This is a genomic window from Bartonella vinsonii subsp. vinsonii (assembly GCF_902825235.1).
Classification (GTDB): Bacteria; Pseudomonadota; Alphaproteobacteria; order Rhizobiales; family Rhizobiaceae; genus Bartonella; species Bartonella vinsonii.
Genome location: NZ_CADEAJ010000002.1, coordinates 99182 through 116945 on the forward strand (window position 1 = coordinate 99182; position 17764 = coordinate 116945).

Here is a 17764-nt window from a genome sequence, read left to right on the forward strand (position 1 = left end):
TTGTGCCAAGATCTGAGCTTATTATTGTGGCACGAGGAGGAGGAAGTTTAGAAGATAAGCCATGTAAGGAAAAGAGGGCTTAGATTGTATCTGCAAACCGGATGTCTGGACTATTAAAGCCTTAAGCATTTTCTATACACAAGAGATTATTTGTGTGCGAGCCGTTCCTTGTAACAGAGAAAAAATCTCGGCCCGCTACACTCCGAGATTTTACAATGTGCATTTCACTGCTTAAGCGGTTTTACGGACGTTCTCTTCAATCGGATCACGTAACACATAACCACGTCCCCAAACGGTATCAATGTAGTTTACATGAGAAGAGATTGCTTCCAGTTTCTTCCGCAGTTTACAGATAAAGACATCAATAATTTTAAGTTCTGGTTCATCCATTCCACCGTAAAGATGATTGAGAAACATTTCCTTGGTGAGTGTAGTACCTTTGCGTAGAGACAGAAGCTCTAGCATTTGATACTCTTTACCAGTTAAATGAACAGGATGCCCAGCAACTTCTACGGTTTTTGCGTCAAGGTTAATGGTGAGATCGCCAGTAACAATGACCGATTGCGCATGCCCTTTAGAGCGACGAACAACCGCATGAATACGCGCAATAAGCTCATCTTTATGGAATGGCTTCGTCATATAATCATCTGCACCAAAGCCAAAACCACGGACCTTATCTTCAATGGCATTCATACCAGAAAGAATGAGGACAGGGGTTTTTATTTTTGCCAATCTTAGGGTTCTCAAGACATCATAGCCTGATATATCAGGGAGATTTAGATCAAGCAAAATAATATCATAGTCATAAAGCTTACCTAAATCGACTCCTTCTTCACCTAGATCAGTGATATAAACATTAAAGTTCGCTGACTTTAGCATTAACTCAATGCTTTGAGTCATCGCTTTATCATCTTCAATTAATAATACGCGCATTTTAGATCCCTCACTTTAACTCCTTCGAATCAAAAGGAGCATTTTTTTATCAATAGCATTTTTACCAGCCGTGATAAAAAATAATCCATGAAATCAAACACTTACAACATAAAGTGTCTATGAATATTTCAGTAGTACGCGTAACAATCACCACTGAATTTCCCACTATCTATGATAGTGGTTAACAAAATATTTTTATTTTTGAAAGAGGTTACAAAATTATTTTAGAAATAACCGCATATCTTTTCATTCCATGAAAAATGAAGCACTTTTTCACTTAATTTTTAACTTAAAAAAGATCTTATAAGAGATCATTTTAAATTACTTTTTTACAATTTCAGTTTTTATTTACTGAGCTTTAAACCTCTTCATTCTATAGTGCAGGTGAAAAGTAAAGAAAGAGTTATATCTTTTTAAAGCAGGTTGTGTTCACCGATGCTTTAAGGATGTCGAGAAATTATAGTTTTAAATTACAAAAAGGACTGTTTTCGTTAGAAAGAGTATAACGAGAAGTTCATGTAAGAATGCGAAGACGCGTTTTGAGTTGGCGCAATCGAGGAGTAGTGAGTATGAAGCCACGGGAAAGTATGGTGCGATTAAGGATGTTTCAAGTGCGTGGAAAGCGTCGTGAAATTGCACAGCTTGAGATGATGATCGCAGAATTTGAGCGAATGGTGTTAGAACTGGAAGCACAAATTATTAATGAAGAGCGCAAATCTGGAAATAATGATGTAAACCATTTTGCTTATTCTGCTCTTGCTCGTGCGGCGCGGAAAAGGCGCGATAATCTTATAAATTCGATTCGTGATTTGCAGATTCAAAAAACAAATGCTGAAATTGCGCTCCATGAAATCAATACAGAGTTGCAACATGCACAGCTTCTTGAGGCACGGGAAAAGAAAGCAATTGTGGATGATGATTCAATTCATTCTCACTCAATGACTGGATGATAAAAGTGAGTTTTTGAAAATAAGTTCTTTGAGATGCTTATATACTGAAAACACAAAAAAACAGCCAAACTTGTTAAAAGGTTGGCTGTTTTAAAGTGTTTTTGAGCCGCTATTAAATCATTATCAATGGCAGCTAGTACCTGTAATGTTGGATTCTGGTCGTTCGTAATCCAGCTAAACCGTGTTCATCAATTAAACTTTGCCATGAAAGAAATTCTTCTACGGTCAAAGTATAGCGTTGACACGCTTCATCAAGACTTAACAACCCACCTCTCACAGCTGCAACAACTTCAGCTTTGCGACGGATTACCCAGCGCCTTGTTGTTTTCGGCGGTAGATCGGCGATTGTAAGTGGACTTCCATCTGGCCCAATAACATATTTCATTTGTGTTTTTATCAAATTGGTCATTGTATCCTCTACTTTGAGTCAAGGACTTGATTCGTTTTTAAAACATGAAATTTAAAAAAGAGCTAAACACGTCGAAAGAAAAAATTAATAAAGTAAGCTAGTGCATAAAAATAGGATGCCAAATGACGTGCGTAGAAGAGCCTATTGCAATGTTTTTATCGGATTTTTTAAAAGAGCAAAAAGGATTTTCATTGTGCCTTATTTCTATCATTCTTTTTTTGTTTGCAGGCTCTTTTAGGAAAATGATACTCTTGGTTGTGGAAAGGGTAAAAAAACAATATAAAAGAATAATGAAAAGCGCCCATAAGAACATGAAGCAATGGGTATCCATTAATAGAGAATGAATATATGTTTTTAAACAGTCTTGATTTACCAGGACAACCTGAGAATTCTCGCGTTGTTGTAGCAATGTCGGGGGGGGTTGATTCATCCGTTGTTGCAGGCCTTTTGAAAAAGGAAGGGTATGATGTCATTGGGATTACGTTACAGCTTTATGATCATGGTGCTGCAACGCATCGGGTGGGGGCGTGTTGTGCTGGGCAAGATATTGAAGATGCCCGCCGCGTAGCAGAGACATTGGGGATACCCCATTATGTTCTTGATTATGAAAAGCGATTTCGTGAAGCGGTGATTGATCCTTTTGCAGAAAGTTATGCACACGGTGAGACACCAGTACCCTGTGTCGCGTGCAATCAGACGGTTAAATTTGCTGATTTGTTAGCGACAGCGCGCGAATTGGGTGCAGATGCTTTGGCAACGGGACATTATATTCGTTCGCGCCCCCATGGTGTGCATCGGGCACTCTTTCGTCCTCTCGATAATGATCGTGATCAGAGTTATTTTCTTTTTGCAACGACACAAGAGCAGATTGATTATTTGCGTTTCCCACTGGGGGATCTTCCGAAAGCGCGTGTTCGTGAAATAGCCGCGGAAATGGGCTTTGTTGTTGCTCATAAACATGACAGCCAAGATATTTGCTTTGTCCCGCAGGGCAAATATTCAGATGTTATCACAAAATTGCGTCCAGAAGCCGCCAATCCTGGAGTTATTGTGCATATTGATGGGCAGGTTTTAGGAAAACATTCGGGGATTGTTAATTATACTGTTGGTCAACGTCGCGGTATTGGTGTTGCAACGGGGGAGCCACTTTATGTGGTTTATCTCGATGTAGAAAATGCGCGTGTTATTGTTGGTCCGCGTGAAATGTTGGAAACACATAAGCTTTTTTTGCGTGATGTAAATTGGCTTGGCGATGAGCGGTTGGATAATTTCCCTCCTGAGGGTGTTGAGGTGGCTGTAAAAGTTCGTTCAACGCGTCCTCCACATCTTGCCCGCTTACATTATCAAGAGGGGGTTTTTTCCGTTGACTTGTTGGAACGTGAGAATGGTGTAGCACCAGGTCAAGCTTGTGTTCTTTATGATGGAAATGGTGATGCAGCACGTGTTCTTGGGGGTGGGTTTGTGACACATTCGCAACGTGCTGCTGATACTGAAGTGATGTTGAAGCGCATTTTGTGCAATCTGGAAACAAAAACAGCTGTTGCTTTCCAAACTTAAACCGCTTTTTATGAAGAGAAGTGGTATGATTGGGGGATATTTTCCTCCACTTGAACTGTTATCATGATTAGTGAAGTTTAGCAAAATCACAAAAATGGGCGAATCCAATAGCTGAGGCTGTCGCAACATTGAGGCTATCGAAACCGCAAGCCATGGGAATACGTAAAGTTTCTGATTTTTCTAGTACATGGGATGGCAAGCCATCACCTTCTGTTCCCAAAATAAGCGCGGTTCTTTTGGGTGTTTTTGCTTGCTTGAGAGTGCATGACGCAGACGGGGGAAAGTGCATAAGTATGAAAATTTGTATTATGGAGAGTTTCTAGAATGTTACTCATATCAGCACCTCGTGTATAGGGTACCTTTAGAGCAGTGCCAGCAGAAACTCTGATTGATTTACGGTAAAGGGGATCGCATGAGGTTTTGTCAACTATAATGCCATTATTGGCAAAGGTTGCTGTGTTGCGAAAAATTGCGCCCATATTATCATGATTAGAGATACCGCATAAAACGAGAATCAAAGCTTCTTTTGATAAATCTTGTAAAAAATTTTGTAATGACGGTAACATTTTGCGTTTACCTATACCGGATATACCACGATGAATATGGAACCCTACAATATTGTCCATAATTTTTTGCGAAACGCAATAAATGGGACATGTTGGTTGTGTTTGCTCCAAAAGAGGCATAAGTTCAGGAAGGCGTTCTGTTACTATTAGCAGGAAGAGAGCAGAAAATTCTTTTGAATGCAGTAATGCTGACAATATAACCTTACCTTCAGCAATAAATTGCTGTTGCCAACCAACAAGATCTTTTTCGTGGATGTTCTGATAGTCTCTCAAACGTATATCATCAGTTTCGGAGATTGTTGTAATATTCAAATGTATAGGCGGATTTTAGTGCTTTTTTTAAAATTGCTAGATTTTAAATGTTTGCTTTATTTTGAAGAGAGAGAGACGAAAAAAATATTATTATAAACCTATGGTAGAATTTGTGTTGACAAAATACAACCATTGGTATATTAAGAAGATACCGAGTGCGATACAATTAGTTTTGTTCTCGTGTCGGGTGCAGGGTCTTGGGTCCCCGCTATTTCCTAAGCTCTGCATACCCTTAAATTTCTAAGGGAAAAGAATCTGGGTCCCCAATGCCCAGATTCTTTTTGGGGAGTCATTGTCTTTCTTTTTTTCTGAAAATAGTTTTTTAAATTGTTTTAGCAGTCATATTTTTCTGACATGTTGAGGTGTAAGATTGCAGCAGAATGCTAAGCGATCTTTTTTGCTGATGCGCAATTATGCTGCTCTCTCAATGCGTTTGATATGCGTAAAAGTTTGATAAACGGCATATGAAATACAATAAGGTTGAGAAAAGATAACAGATGTTTTTGCGATTATAGGAACTTAGCGGTATTAAGCGACTCAAGAATTTATTGATCATGGAGGTAATGGGGGTGGTCTCTTTTGAGAGAATTCTTTTTTCTTGTTTGAGTCATATCCACATGATTCTATGTGTTATGTTATATCCTATAGCTTGGCTGTTGTTGCAAGACAATGATGCGCTCTGGGAGATGTTTATTGTATAATAAGCTTTTGTGATATTGAGAAAATATTGGTGACATGTCAAAAATATCATAGGGCATGTGGTTGAAAGTGTTCTTTCTTATTGAGTGAAGAAGAGGGTATGGTTATGAATGTAAAAACCAATATACAAAGCTTAACTTTATACTCTATTTTCGTTGCTTGTATCGTTTTTGCTTTGAAATATTGGGCGTATCACATTACTGGTTCGGTTGCGCTTTATTCTGATGCATTGGAATCAATCGTCAATATACTTGCTACATTCGCAGCGTGGTGGGCTGTGAAAGTCAGTATGAAGCCTGCGGATCATGATCATCCTTTCGGACATCATAAGGCGGAATATTTTTCTGCGATTCTTGAAGGAATTCTGATCATTATTGCAGCAGTTATCATTTTAAGAGAAGCATGGATAGCTCTTTCGACCGTTAAGTTATTACAAAAACCCGGTATATGGTTGGTGATTCATCTTGTTGCAAGTATCATCAATTACGTGTGGGGTTTTGTTCTTATTCGACAGGGGAATATTCACCGTTCACCGGCTCTTAAAGCTGATGGGGTGCATTTCATAACGGATGTTTTTACTTCTGTTGCCATTTTAATTGGTTTGGTTGCTGGTTTTATGGGGGGATGGAGTATTTTAGATCCGATTCTAGCAATCATTGTTGCTGTTAATATTCTTTTGCAGGGTTGGAAGGTGATTAGCAGTGCCGTTCAAGGGCTCATGGATGTTGGTGTTGAATTGAATGAAACTATGCGGATTCGTGAACTTATTTCTGCAAATGCACAGGGTGCGCTTGAAGTCCATGATTTGCTTACGCGTGTTTCTGGGAGAGTCACTTTTATAGAGTTTCATTTGGTTGTACCAGCTGTAATGTCTGTAGGAGAGGCACATCAGATTTGTGACAAAATTGAAGCTGTTCTGCAAAAAGAATTTGATAATGTGCGTATTTCTATTCATGTTGAGCCTGAAAATGAGGCTAAGTTGCCTCTCGGTACAACGGTTGTTCCTTTTATATAAAAAAATTCCCTCATTGTTTATAGTATCGTAGAATATTGTGTTTCAGGAGAGTTATAAGGATGCATCATATGTAAATAATGGTTGTTTGTATCTCATTTTCGTTTTCTTTTGCATCAAGTAAACATAAAAAAATAATGTTAAACGGAATATTTAAGGAGGGATTCACTCGTAGAGCTTGTGGAGTGAATACAGCATTCTCATTAAGTGATCAGAAGATGAAATACACCTCAAGAGAAAGCAATCTATCATCAGATTGGTGGTTTACCTTAGAAGTGAGGAGGAGAGACTTAATAAAGGGATATGACGCAAAAATATTTTTGTTTTTTGCTTGTTTTAGCAACTTTGGGAGTGTTTTTGTAAAGTGTTTAAAGATTCATTATTTCAGTGCAGGCTATTTCATTGTTTTGATTGATAAGACTATAACGTTGCAATTGGCAGCTCCATTGTTGGTGAGAGCCTTCAATAGCAAATAAATTGAAGCCTGCGGGTGGTTTTTTATCACCAAAAGCTTGCGATGCAGAAGCGACACCAACAACAGGAATTGTTCCCCTTATTCCTTTAAGAGTATGCAATGTGGGAAGATGGGTATGACCGTGAAGAACGAGTTCGCAACCGTGGTGTTTGATAACATCTAGGAAACGATCAATGCCCCATAATTTTTTATGCCAAGAGGTTGCATGATGAAAGGGAGGATGATGTATCATGACAACCCGAAAAAGATTGCGTGTTGCAGCTTCGTTTAAAAGTTTTGATAAAGCTTGCGCTTGCCTTTTGCCAAAATAACCAGAAGCTTGAAAAGGGGGGGTAGCGATGGCTGAGGAAGTTCCTATAATGGCGACATTCTTGCGAACGCGCATATAAGGAAAGGGAGGGTTTTGAGGGAAATCACCTGTCATCCACGGTTGAAAGAAAGTACAGGCTTTTTGGAATGCTCCACGGACATAGGCGTCATGATTGCCAAAAATTATAGAAATATTTTGAGGCTGGCCTTGGGTAAGCAACCAATTGCGTGCTTGTTCAAATTCTTTATCCAGAGCAAGATTAACAAGATCACCAGAGATTACAAGGTGATCAGGATTTGTTTGTTTTAAGGTATCCATTAAAGTTTCTAGAACATTTGTAGCCATTTTGTGCTTGCGTTTTTTTTGCCAATTAAGATAGCCGGTAAGACGTTTCCCACAAAGTTCAAATAAAGAAGGTTGTGGCAGAGGTGAAAGGTGCACATCTGATATATGGGCAAGGTAAAACATAGACGATAGCATAACGTTGAAAACGATTTAGGCAATAAAAATATAAGACAAATGAGAATATTTTTGAAGCAAGAGAGGCTTGCAAAATGAAAAACAATTTATTGAAAATGTAAAAAAGCTTGCGGGAAATTGATTGGTTTTGCAATAATAAAAAGATGACATCCTATATCATGTTTTTCGTTATCTTATCAGGGCGTAATTTTCCGTAAGATATGCTATATTATAAGATTATAGCATAAATTCTTAAGGCTTCTTAACGGCTTTCACGATACCACATGCTGTTCAAGAATAGAAGACAACAAATGAGCGCAAAAAAACCAGAAAAGATCGCAAAATAGAAACGATCGATTAAACGGCTTTCCGTTGCGTCTTTTAGAACAATTGAATGAGCGGGAGAAAATGTTCGATCTGTTTGTGATTGAATAATTTTAAGTGGAGGAAGATGAAAGTCATCTTTTTCTTTGTTGTGTAAACGCACGGTATATCCTCCCGTGTGTTTACTGATGGGAGCGAGTTTTTCTTGTGTGGAAATTAAATCAAACAATTCGAGATTATCAACTATCCCGACAGAAGAAAGTACTGTTAACTCACCATTTTGGATGGTAAAAATTCCTGTTTCATCCGTATGAAGAGTTGCTGTAAAGACGCCTTCCTGCTCTTTTGTAAGGATGATATTTTCTTTTTTTCCAGAAGGAAAAGTTATTTCAGCTGGCTCTGGATGATCTTTGAGTGTTTGGCGGCGAATTGCTAAGAGATTATGGTTGCTGGTAGCAGTTAATTTTTCCTCTTCAAGTTCTGGCTCTTTCATAAGCCAATGGGCAATGCGGCGATAAAGAGCTGCATAAGGGCCACCACCTTCGAAACCTCTTGCCCAAAGCCAGCTTTCATCGGAAAGCAGCATGCCTACACGCCCTTTCCCAACATGGGAAAGAAGTAAGAGTGGTTGTTCGTCAGCGCCTTTCATGAGAGCAGTGCCTTTGTGTGGGTTTTGAATGGCGATTTGTCGTAGCCATTGTCCCCACTGAGAAGCTGGATAAGCAGGAGTTGCAAGATCTCTTGTAACGGGATGACGTTCCCCCTCTTTGGTTAATTGAGGGCGAAAAGACTTTTGGAGAATAACACCATTCGGTAATGCGGGGAGGACACTGATTAAAGGTGTTTTCGCCAGCGAGTTTTCTTTGGTAAATTCGGGTCCTGTTACTATCAGCAAAGCACCGCCCTTTTGGACATATTGGGCAATATAATCATAATAGATTAATGGGAGAACGCTAGAATGTTGGTAGCCATCAAGAATGACGAGATCAAAATTATCAATCTCTTCAACAAAAAGCTTTCTTGTGGGAAAGATCACAAGGGACAATTGGCTTGATGGTGTATTGTCTGCTTTGTTGGGGGGGCGCAAAATAGTAAAATGAATAAGATCGATATTGGAGTCACCTTTCAAAAGATCACGCCATGTCCTTTCACCATTGTAAGGCGCGCCTGAGATAAGAAGGACACGTAAGTTTTCTCTGATTCCCTCAATAATCGCTACGGCGCGGTTGTTTTCAAAGCTTAATTCACCTTTATGTACATCAGTAGCAACTTGAATGATATTTTTTTCAGCATGAGAAAGAGTGATTTCAGTTTGAAAAATAATACCAGGGGTTACAGAATAATGGCCCACTTCTTGTCCATTGATGCTTACAGTAACATTTGCTTGCGCTGGTAGAGATTCTTGAGGGTGCCCTTTATCTTCTACCAAAATGGAGAGCATTTGTGGTTTATTGACAAGGGCAAAGCGAGGAGGAGAAATGATTTTGATTTGGCGGTCAAATTCATTTGCTCTTCCTGTTATAAGAGCATTGACAGGTGCTTTATGATGAAGGTCTGAAATTTGAGAAATGTCATGCACTTGTCCATCGGTGATCAAAATTGTTCCTGCATAACGTGTCGGTGGGACGTCAGAGATAGCTTGTGTTAAAGCATGAAACAAATTTGTTGAGGGGGCGTATTGATGATCGGCAAGTTGTCCAGCTTCAATAAAGCGTGGTTCAAATTGTGGATAATGTGCCAATGCATTGGTTAATTGTGTGCGTGCTTTATCAGTATCGTTTGTACGTGTACCAAATGTTTGGCTTTTGCTGCGATCAATGACAATGCCTACGGTGCTTTTAAGTGGTTCACGCTGCTCTTTTATAATCATTGGATTCAGCAAAGCAAGGATGAGTGATGCCAATGCCATGAGGCGTAATAAAGATCCTTGACGCTGTGTAACGAGACCAATGATGACAAAAAGGGTAGATATCCCCCCTAAGAAAAGAATCCAAGAGAGAGGTAAAAAAGGCTGCAAAGTGAAAAATGGTATCATTGCCTTCTTTCTCTTTTAAAACGTTCTAAGAGAGCTGGAACATGAACTTGGTCAGCTTTATAGTTTCCTGTAAGCACGTAGATAACAATATTTAATCCTGCACGAAATGCCCATAGGCGCTGCATGGGGTCATTGGGAACAAGGGGGTATTTCCACATGCCTTTTTCGTCTAGAGCCCAAGCCGCCGCAAAATTATTTGCGGTAATCAGGAGAGAACTTACATTATCACCGAAGCCGAGAGAATTTTTTTCTTTTTTGTTGGTTGATGATGATTCAACCCACAAAGGTGAACCACGGTAGAGACCGGGAAAATCCGGCATAATATAAAAAGAGCGTGCAACAACATGGTCCGTTGATGCTGGTTCAAGGGCTGGAATATTTAATCCCTTTAAAATGATCCGTAATCTTTGTGTGGCTGGGGGGGCTGCTCCTTCAAGATTAAGGTTGCTCTTTATCTGATCGCGTGTGTCGAATAAAATAGTGCCTCCATTTTTCATAAAGCTATTTATTTTTTCAAGGCTCTTTTGTGTTGGGAGAGGACTGTTCGCATCAATGGGCCAGTAAATCAGAGGATAGAAAGCAAGTTCATCTTTATCGAGATCAAGTGCTTTCACAGAGCTGGGCGAAAGCATTGTCCGTTCCGCGATAAATTGACTGAGGGCTTCTAGACCATTCTTGCTCGTTGTATCAATTTCACGATTATGCGTTACAACGTAAGCAAGATGCGTCGCGCCCGCTGCTTGAATTATGTCCTCATTATGATTTTCTGTGTCTTTTGCATAAACTCTTGGAGTATGGAGAAAAAAGGCAAGGAAACCTATTGTAAGGGGGAGAAAAAGGAGCATATTGCGCTGTCGGTTAAGAAAAAAAGCGCCTCCCATCCATAAAGTCAGAAAATTGTCAAAGGCAAATAATAAGATGGCTAATCCTAAAAGTGGACCAATAAGATGTTTTTCTTTTGTGTCATAAGATAAAGGATTTCCACTTAAGGAGGGGGACAATAGTGATTGTTTCACCAAGTGCGATGGATGATTGAGGAGATTGAGTGCATAAAAATTATTTTTGACGCCGTAGAGTCCAGGTGGAGTATGATAGGAGGGACGAGGTGGATTTTGGGCATCAAGGATCAGTGGAACAACAGAAGAGGGAGGTGTTTGTAATTGTCCATCAGTGGTTATTGTTCGCCAAGGGTTTTTTATTGTTGTTTCTTTTTTTATGGGTGTTGGATTGGTGTTTTGATAGGCACTCAATGTGATCAATTTTTGCAACATTTGTGCAAAAAAACCAGAGAGTGGAAGATTGGACCATGTGGGATCGGGAGCAATGTGAATAAGGATGAGTGTTCCTTTTCCACGTCCAGTTGCTGTAATGAGGGGGGTTCCATCAGAGAGACTAAGCCACGTTTTTTCAAAAAGATCTGGGCTTGGTTCTGCTAAAATTTGGCGTGAGACAGTGACTTCTTCTGGAAAAGGAAGATCAGAGAATATGCTAGTCTTTGCAAATGGTGCTAGTTTTTGCGGTTTTGTCCAAGACATAATACTACCAAGTGAACGTTTACCATAACGCAGTGGCACCGGAAGCAGACTATCATAGTGTTGTGCGGTACTCAGGTTTTCTCCTGCAAAGCGGATGAGTGTTCCCCCTTTATTCACAAAATCAGACAGTTTTTTTTCTGCTTCTTCTGACATGTTTATAATGTCACCTATAATGATAGCAGAAGGATTTTGTTTGAGTAAATGATCGAGATCCGTTGAAAGTTCTCCTCCTCCAGCTGTTATAAGCTGTGTATAGCCTTCTAACGCTTTGATAATATAGTAAAATGGAGAAAGCAAAGGTTGTGCCATTTCACGCGTATTGGGTGAAAGGAGAGCAACACGACTCATCTTATTGTGGCTGTCCACTAAGAAGGTCGCAGCAGCATGGTTTTGGTTGTTAATTTTTATCCAAGCAATGTCGTTGCGTAGTTCAAGTGGTACATTAAACGGAACAAGCGTTGTTGTTTCTCCTTCAAGGAATTTTGTTGTAAAATGATCAAGAAGTTGATTATTTGCATCATAAAGATTTAGTGTGATGGGAGTCTCGTTGTGTGTCGTTGAACGGATGGCGCGTGCTACCATGTTTCCATTGTTATTTTCTATGGCTGTTATGGCGGTTAAATCGGAAATATCAGGTGAGTACCATAAGAATGTTTTGGGGTTTAATTGTTCAATCAGCGCAAAAGTTTCATCATTTTCGTGTGTTTGTAACCCATCACTTAAATATGCAATATCAAGAGGTTTTCCTTTGGCTCTTTCCATCAGTTTTTTTAATGCGTCCATACGATTGACAGACCAAGGACGGGGTTGCAAATGCATTAAATGTTGTTTTATGGTTTTCGCAGGGAGAGGACCTATATTGGCAGTATCATTTTCAGCTGTGGCAAGAAAATAAATATCTTTTTGGTGCTTTTCTGCTTGCGTAAGGAGGGATTCGGCAACAGAGAGGCGTTTTTTCCATTCTTTCACTGATGCCCATCCGTTATCAATAATGAGTGCAAGTGGTTGAGAGCTGGAAAGTGTTATTGGTTTTTGATTCCAAGTGGGGCGTGCCAAAGCGATGATAATGAGCGCTGCTATGGTTAAGCGTAATAACAGTAACCACCAAGGTGTATGTTTTGCGCTTTCTTGTTGATGCGTTGGTTTTGGTAGAAAGCGCAAAGGAGGAAAGGGTTCTTTATGCGGGGATGGAGGTGTTATCCGTAACAACCACCAAATGACGGGTAGCGATAAAAGTCCTAGTAAAAGAAACGGAGCAGCAAAACTCAAGACAACCTCCTAGAGTGAGATGGAGTGCTCCCCATTTTGTTTGCAAGATGCAAAATGGTTTCTGTGAAGGGTTGATTTGTTCTACTCACGTGATAGGTCCATCCTTGGCGTGCGCAAAAATTTGCTAATTCTTGTCGTCTTGCTTGATACAGTTTGCAATAGTGTTTACGAAGATTTTCTGCTTTTCCAAAAATATGCTTTTCTTTTGTTTCAGGATCAAAAAATTCTGTATGACCTGTGTAGGGAAAATTTTCTTCTGCGGGATCAGCAATTTCAATTAAATGAGCAGTGATCTGTTTTGTGGATAAAAGGGTTAAATGTTTGATGATTTTTTCAGGATGATCGAGAAAGTCACTTACTAGAATGGCGTGTGAAAAACGCGTAAGAGTTGAAAAATTTGCAAATGGATTTTCACTGTGATGATTTGCTAATGCTAGCGCTACGCGTTCTAATATATTGGATGCTCTCGTGGGGGGCATTAAAGTAGGGATAGCAATATGTTCGCCGCTATGTGTAAGTAGGGATGCCAATATGAGGGTAAGAATGATGGCATAATCACCCTTAGAGATTTTGGAAAAGCGTGAACAATAATGCATGGAGGCACTTTGATCAGGGCAAAGCCAAACTGTCTGTGTCACTTGCCATTCATTTTCGCGTAGGTAAGTATGTTCATCACGTGCTGAGCGACGCCAATCAATGCGTGTAATGGATTCCCCTTCAACATAAGGTCGAAATTGCCAAAAATTTTCCCCGTTACCCCGTTTACGTTGTCCATGCCATCCAGTTATCAATGTATTTGCAATGCGACGTGCTTGTAGAAGAAAAGACGGCATCTTCGCAACATCTTCATGCAGTTTAGCCGCAAGTGACATGGGGGGCTTTGGGGAAACTTTTTTGCCAATAGCCATTTAGAGAACGTCTTTCATGAGATTATGAATAATATCTTTTACGCTGATATCTTCAGCATGTGCAGAAAAATTAAGTGCCATGCGGTGTTGTAATACAGGAAGAGCTAATGCTTCAACATCATCAAGAGAAGGCGCTAAACGCCCATAATAAAGTGCACGCGCACGCACACAAAGTGAAAGTGCTTGTGAAGCGCGTGGGCCAGGCCCCCAAGCAACATAAGTATTTGCAAGAGTGTTGTCTTTATGAGGACGGGCCAAACGGACAATCTTTAAAATGGCCTCTACAACATTTTCTGAAAGGGACATTTTACGAACGATCTTTTGAATTTTTTGTAGTTTTTCTGTTGACAAAATCGGTTTTGCGTTTTGTTTTTTTTCTTTTGTTGTTTCTAAAATAATCCGTCGTTCTGTTGTTAGATCAGGATAGTCAATATCAATTTGCATCAAAAAGCGATCGAGCTGTGCTTCAGGAAGTGGATAGGTCCCTTCCTGCTCGAGAGGATTTTGGGTTGCAAGCACATGAAAAGGTTGTGGCAAATCGTAACGGGTCCCAGCAACGGTGACATGGTATTCTTGCATGGCTTGTAAAAGAGCTGATTGCGTTCGAGGAGAGGCACGATTAATCTCATCTGCCATAAGAAGTTGGGTAAAAATAGGACCTTTAACGTAGCGGAAGGAACGTTTACCACTTTTATCCGAATCCATAATTTCAGAACCGATAATGTCTGAAGGCATTAAATCTGGAGTAAATTGGATGCGTTTTTCATCAAGTCCCAATACTGTTCCCAAAGTTTGAACAAGACGTGTTTTAGCAAGTCCTGGAGCACCAACAAGAAGAGCATGTCCACCGGCAAAAATAGCTATTAAAGCATATTCAATCACATGATTTTGTCCAAAAATGACTTTGTCAATTTCTTGTTGTAAAATGTTCAATTCTTTATGTGCTGCATCAATATCATCAATGATCGCTTGGGCTTCATCCTTGATATTGACCTTTTTAAGAGAATTGGATGATGTATCACATTGGCTCATATTGCTTCCTTAAGGCGTTTGTCGCAAAATCGGTAATTTTTTCTGCATGATAATAAATATTTTATAATTTGTAGCAGAAAATGAGAAGAAAAGAAGTGTAATATATTGTTTTTTCGTATTCTCTACATACAGATCATTTTTGGGGGGAAATAAACAGATATATTGAGGACTTTCTTAGAAAATTCTCATGAGAATATCTGTTTAAGGCAATGAGAGCAATTTTTTGAAAGGTTAAAGGGTGAATATAAGACAAAATTTCAAACACGTTAAATGGTTACAGCATAGTGATATCCAAACACTTCTTCGTGTTTTGTCTTTGGGTGATGAAGAGGCCCGTATTGTCGGTGGTGCTGTACGCAATCAGCTGTTAGGGCAGCCTATTAGTGATATTGATATTGCCACAACCTGTTTGCCACAACAGATTGTAATGCGTGTAGAAGAAGCAGGATTTAAGGCTATTCCTACAGGGATTGCATTTGGTACTGTAACAGTGGTTTCTCCTTCATGTTCTTATGAGGTAACAACGCTTCGCTGTGATATTGAAACGGATGGTCGTCATGCAAAAGTGGCATTTGGTCGTGATTGGCAAAAAGATGCGGAACGGCGGGATTTTACGATTAATGCACTTTATTGTGATGCTGCTGGCCGCCTTTATGATGATGTGGGAGGTTTGAATGATATTGCCAGCCGAACAGTACGTTTTATAGGTATTGCAGAAAATCGTATTCGTGAAGATTATTTACGTATTTTGCGGTTTTTTCGCTTTTTTGCTTGGTATGGTGCAGGACGTCCTGATGTGCAAGGATTAAAAGCATGTGTGAGTTTAAAAGAGGGGCTACAAAAACTTTCCTCTGAGCGTATTTGGGCAGAGATGAAAAAACTTCTCACTGCTTCAGATCCAACACGTGCTCTTTTATGGATGAGGCAAAGTGGAGTTTTAACACGCATTTTTCCGGAAACAGAAAAATGGGGCATTGATGCAATTCACTCATTGGTAAAAGCAGAAAAAGCTCTTGGTTGGAAAATCGATCCATTGTTACGGTTGGAAAGTCTTCTTCCTCCTGATCCTATACGCCTTCATGAAATGGCGCAGCGTTTGCGTCTCTCTCATAAGGAAACAACGCGATTAAAGGAATGGGCAGAGTTAAAAATGATTCACCAAAACTGTGCAGAGGGAGAGGTGCAAAAACTGATTTATTTTCATGGTCGTCAGCCAGTTTTAGATCAATTATCCTTGCGGATGGCAGCAGCGCATGTCGATGTTCTAGAAGGAGAGGAGGCTTTGCAAAAAGCAGAAAAGTATACGAAGCTTTATTATCTTGCTCAAAAATGGCAGATTCCTACTTTTCCTGTTAATGGCAAGGATTTGATGGAGAAAGGTTTGTCTAAAGGGGTGCTTTTGGGGAAAAAGCTCAAAGAGCTGGAAGGGATATGGATTGAAAGTGGATTTTTATTGGATCGTAATGCATTGTTAGAAAAAATTAATGTGTAATATGGGTTTTTATAAAGAAGCTTTTGTTATTTTTAGAGGAGGGGGATTTGTCGCGTCTTGAGTATTGGTAGTGGAAATGGTGCGATGAAGTATTCTAAGCCCATTATATTCTTCATAGTTTTTCTGATGATTTATAAAAGCGTTCTGTTGTTATTCTAGAAGCATAATTGAGAAGTGTAAGATTTTCATGCTCTTTTCAAATTCTAAAAATATGATGATTTCACTCTTTTAAAAACCGTTTATTATCCACAGAATATTGATATTTTTATCAATATATTGAATCACGCAATAAGATTTTTGTCCTTTTTATAAAGTTTCTCTTTTTTCGTAATAACCAATTTGGCGAAGTGCTTCCCCTGTCGTTATGGCTACGCTCATTGCAAGATTTAAAGAGCGCGCATGAGGTTGCATGGGAATTTTCAATGCACCATCAACAGCTTCATGAACATAATCTGGAACTCCTGCTGACTCACGACCAAAAAGTAAAACATCATTTTTCTGGTAGCATATTTGTGTATAGCATGTTTGTGCTTTTGTGCTTAAAAGCAAAAGACGACGGTTACAGTATTTCATGCTATGCATAAAATGTTGCCAATCCATGTGTCTTTCTAGCGAAGCGTATTCGAGATAATCCAACCCTGCGCGCTTAAGGTTGCGATCCGACAAATTAAAGCCGGCTGGTTCAATAATATGTACATGTAAACCAAAGCAAGCGCTAAGGCGCAAAATTGTTCCCGTGTTACCAGCAATATCAGGTTGAAAAAGAGCGATGTGAAGTGTCATATGCTCTATGGTATGATTTTTTCTTTATGTTTGTAAAGAAGCTCTGTTGCTTATTCAAAATATAATTCAGAAGCATGGTTTTTGGGCGTGTAATGATCATTTTATTCTGGATTTTAGGAAAAAGTTACGTTCCCAAGTTTATGATGAGATGTGCAGAATGGTTATCAATGAAGGATAACGACAAGTAATACATTTCGATAGGGATATGAATCATTACAAGAACGCGTTCTCTTTAAAAGTATTCAGGGCTATTTTCTTTGTATAACTTTATTGGTCATTAAAATAACGTGTGGGGGAATAGCGCTTAAAAATAAGCATTCGTCTTTATCCGTACCAATGGAACCCAAACTCTATGATTTCGACAAAGCATTATATTGAATGTAAAATTTAGGTCTTGTTTGTAGAAGTTTGGTAGTGAAAGGGGAGTATAATTGTTTCCTATGAACAAAAACTTTTGAGTTGAGAATGGATGGTTGGAACGTGGTTTGAGTTGAAAGAATTTCTAGTCTTCATAATCAGTGTGGTAGTAGAGAATATATTTGATTATTCTTTTATATTTGAGGGAAATGAAGACGGAAGGTAGAAAAAACAGGGCAGAGTAAGCAGCATTTTTGCGAATGGGCGTCATAATTTTTTTCTAAGAGAAGACAGATCACAAAAATAGTAGAAAGTTTTTAAGGGATTTTTTCATGGGTTAGGGAACT

General features: G+C 39.3%; 12 protein-coding genes and 1 pseudogene. 4 read left to right on the forward strand and 9 right to left on the reverse strand.

Going from position 1 to position 17764, the window contains the following annotated elements:
• Positions 1-231 precede the first annotated feature (231 nt).
• Entirely contained in the window at positions 232-933 is a 702-nt protein-coding gene (gene ctrA, locus J7R12_RS02950; RefSeq protein WP_126603641.1) for a response regulator transcription factor CtrA, read from the reverse strand.
• Between the two features lie 569 nt (positions 934-1502).
• On the opposite strand from ctrA, the gene J7R12_RS02955 reads away from it, so the two are divergent.
• The gene (locus tag J7R12_RS02955; protein WP_126603640.1) at positions 1503-1883 is read left to right on the forward strand and encodes a flagellar export protein FliJ; all 381 of its coding nucleotides are present in this window, start codon (positions 1503-1505) and stop codon (positions 1881-1883) included.
• A gap of 133 nt (positions 1884-2016) precedes the next feature.
• Here the strand turns inward: J7R12_RS02955 and sciP are convergent, their stop codons facing one another.
• Positions 2017-2292, reverse strand: a complete 276-nt coding sequence (gene sciP / locus J7R12_RS02960; protein WP_126603639.1) for a CtrA inhibitor SciP — start codon at positions 2290-2292, stop codon at positions 2017-2019.
• Between the two features lie 348 nt (positions 2293-2640).
• Here sciP and mnmA point away from each other — a divergent pair, with 348 nt between their 5' ends.
• Positions 2641-3849: a tRNA 2-thiouridine(34) synthase MnmA gene (mnmA, locus tag J7R12_RS02965; RefSeq protein ID WP_126603638.1), complete on the forward strand. Its 1209-nt coding sequence runs from the start codon at positions 2641-2643 to the stop codon at positions 3847-3849.
• Between the two features lie 67 nt (positions 3850-3916).
• Here mnmA and J7R12_RS09140 read toward each other — a convergent pair.
• A pseudogene (locus J7R12_RS09140) lies at positions 3917-4733 on the reverse strand (TrmH family RNA methyltransferase).
• Positions 4734-5532: 799 nt separating this feature from the next.
• On the opposite strand from J7R12_RS09140, the gene J7R12_RS02975 reads away from it, so the two are divergent.
• Positions 5533-6441 carry a cation diffusion facilitator family transporter gene (locus J7R12_RS02975; RefSeq protein ID WP_126603637.1) on the forward strand — a complete coding sequence of 303 codons (909 nt, stop codon included), beginning with the start codon at positions 5533-5535 and terminating at the stop codon, positions 6439-6441.
• 365 nt (positions 6442-6806) lie between these two features.
• On the opposite strand, the gene J7R12_RS02980 is transcribed toward J7R12_RS02975, so the two are convergent.
• From J7R12_RS02980 to J7R12_RS03000, 5 genes are all read right to left on the reverse strand, one after another.
• Positions 6807-7703, reverse strand: coding sequence for a metallophosphoesterase family protein (locus J7R12_RS02980; protein WP_126603636.1), 897 nt, complete (start codon positions 7701-7703; stop codon positions 6807-6809).
• A 241-nt stretch (positions 7704-7944) separates the two neighbouring features.
• Positions 7945-10041: a hypothetical protein gene (locus J7R12_RS02985; protein ID WP_126603635.1), complete on the reverse strand. Its 2097-nt coding sequence runs from the start codon at positions 10039-10041 to the stop codon at positions 7945-7947.
• Positions 10038-12845 (reverse strand): DUF4159 domain-containing protein, encoded by a 2808-nt coding sequence (locus J7R12_RS02990; protein ID WP_126603634.1) that lies wholly within the window; start codon positions 12843-12845, stop codon positions 10038-10040. The genes J7R12_RS02985 and J7R12_RS02990 overlap by 4 nt, the downstream gene beginning before the upstream one ends.
• Entirely contained in the window at positions 12842-13753 is a 912-nt protein-coding gene (locus tag J7R12_RS02995) for a DUF58 domain-containing protein (RefSeq protein WP_126603633.1), read from the reverse strand. Before J7R12_RS02995 ends, J7R12_RS02990 begins: the two co-directional genes overlap by 4 nt.
• Positions 13754-14785: an AAA family ATPase gene (locus J7R12_RS03000; RefSeq protein ID WP_126603632.1), complete on the reverse strand. Its 1032-nt coding sequence runs from the start codon at positions 14783-14785 to the stop codon at positions 13754-13756. It lies immediately after the preceding gene.
• Positions 14786-15023: 238 nt separating this feature from the next.
• On the opposite strand from J7R12_RS03000, the gene J7R12_RS03005 reads away from it, so the two are divergent.
• A complete protein-coding gene (locus J7R12_RS03005; RefSeq protein WP_126603631.1) occupies positions 15024-16277 on the forward strand; it encodes a CCA tRNA nucleotidyltransferase in 1254 nt (417 codons plus the stop codon).
• A 306-nt stretch (positions 16278-16583) separates the two neighbouring features.
• Here the strand turns inward: J7R12_RS03005 and J7R12_RS03010 are convergent, their stop codons facing one another.
• Positions 16584-17060: a tRNA (cytidine(34)-2'-O)-methyltransferase gene (locus J7R12_RS03010; RefSeq protein WP_126603630.1), complete on the reverse strand. Its 477-nt coding sequence runs from the start codon at positions 17058-17060 to the stop codon at positions 16584-16586.
• Between the last annotated feature and the right edge of the window lie 704 nt (positions 17061-17764).

Excerpts from the sequence above, each read along its gene's own strand:
- ctrA (WP_126603641.1), bottom strand. The coding sequence starts at position 933 with ATGCGCGTATTATTAATTGAAGATGATAAAGCGATGACTCAAAGCATT.
- J7R12_RS02955 (WP_126603640.1), top strand. The coding sequence starts at position 1,503 with ATGAAGCCACGGGAAAGTATGGTGCGATTAAGGATGTTTCAAGTGCGT.
- sciP (WP_126603639.1), bottom strand. The coding sequence starts at position 2,292 with ATGACCAATTTGATAAAAACACAAATGAAATATGTTATTGGGCCAGAT.
- mnmA (WP_126603638.1), top strand. The coding sequence starts at position 2,641 with ATGTTTTTAAACAGTCTTGATTTACCAGGACAACCTGAGAATTCTCGC.
- J7R12_RS02975 (WP_126603637.1), top strand. The coding sequence starts at position 5,533 with ATGAATGTAAAAACCAATATACAAAGCTTAACTTTATACTCTATTTTC.
- J7R12_RS02980 (WP_126603636.1), bottom strand. The coding sequence starts at position 7,703 with ATGCTATCGTCTATGTTTTACCTTGCCCATATATCAGATGTGCACCTT.
- J7R12_RS02985 (WP_126603635.1), bottom strand. The coding sequence starts at position 10,041 with ATGATACCATTTTTCACTTTGCAGCCTTTTTTACCTCTCTCTTGGATT.
- J7R12_RS02995 (WP_126603633.1), bottom strand. The coding sequence starts at position 13,753 with ATGGCTATTGGCAAAAAAGTTTCCCCAAAGCCCCCCATGTCACTTGCG.
- J7R12_RS03000 (WP_126603632.1), bottom strand. The coding sequence starts at position 14,785 with ATGAGCCAATGTGATACATCATCCAATTCTCTTAAAAAGGTCAATATC.
- J7R12_RS03010 (WP_126603630.1), bottom strand. The coding sequence starts at position 17,060 with ATGACACTTCACATCGCTCTTTTTCAACCTGATATTGCTGGTAACACG.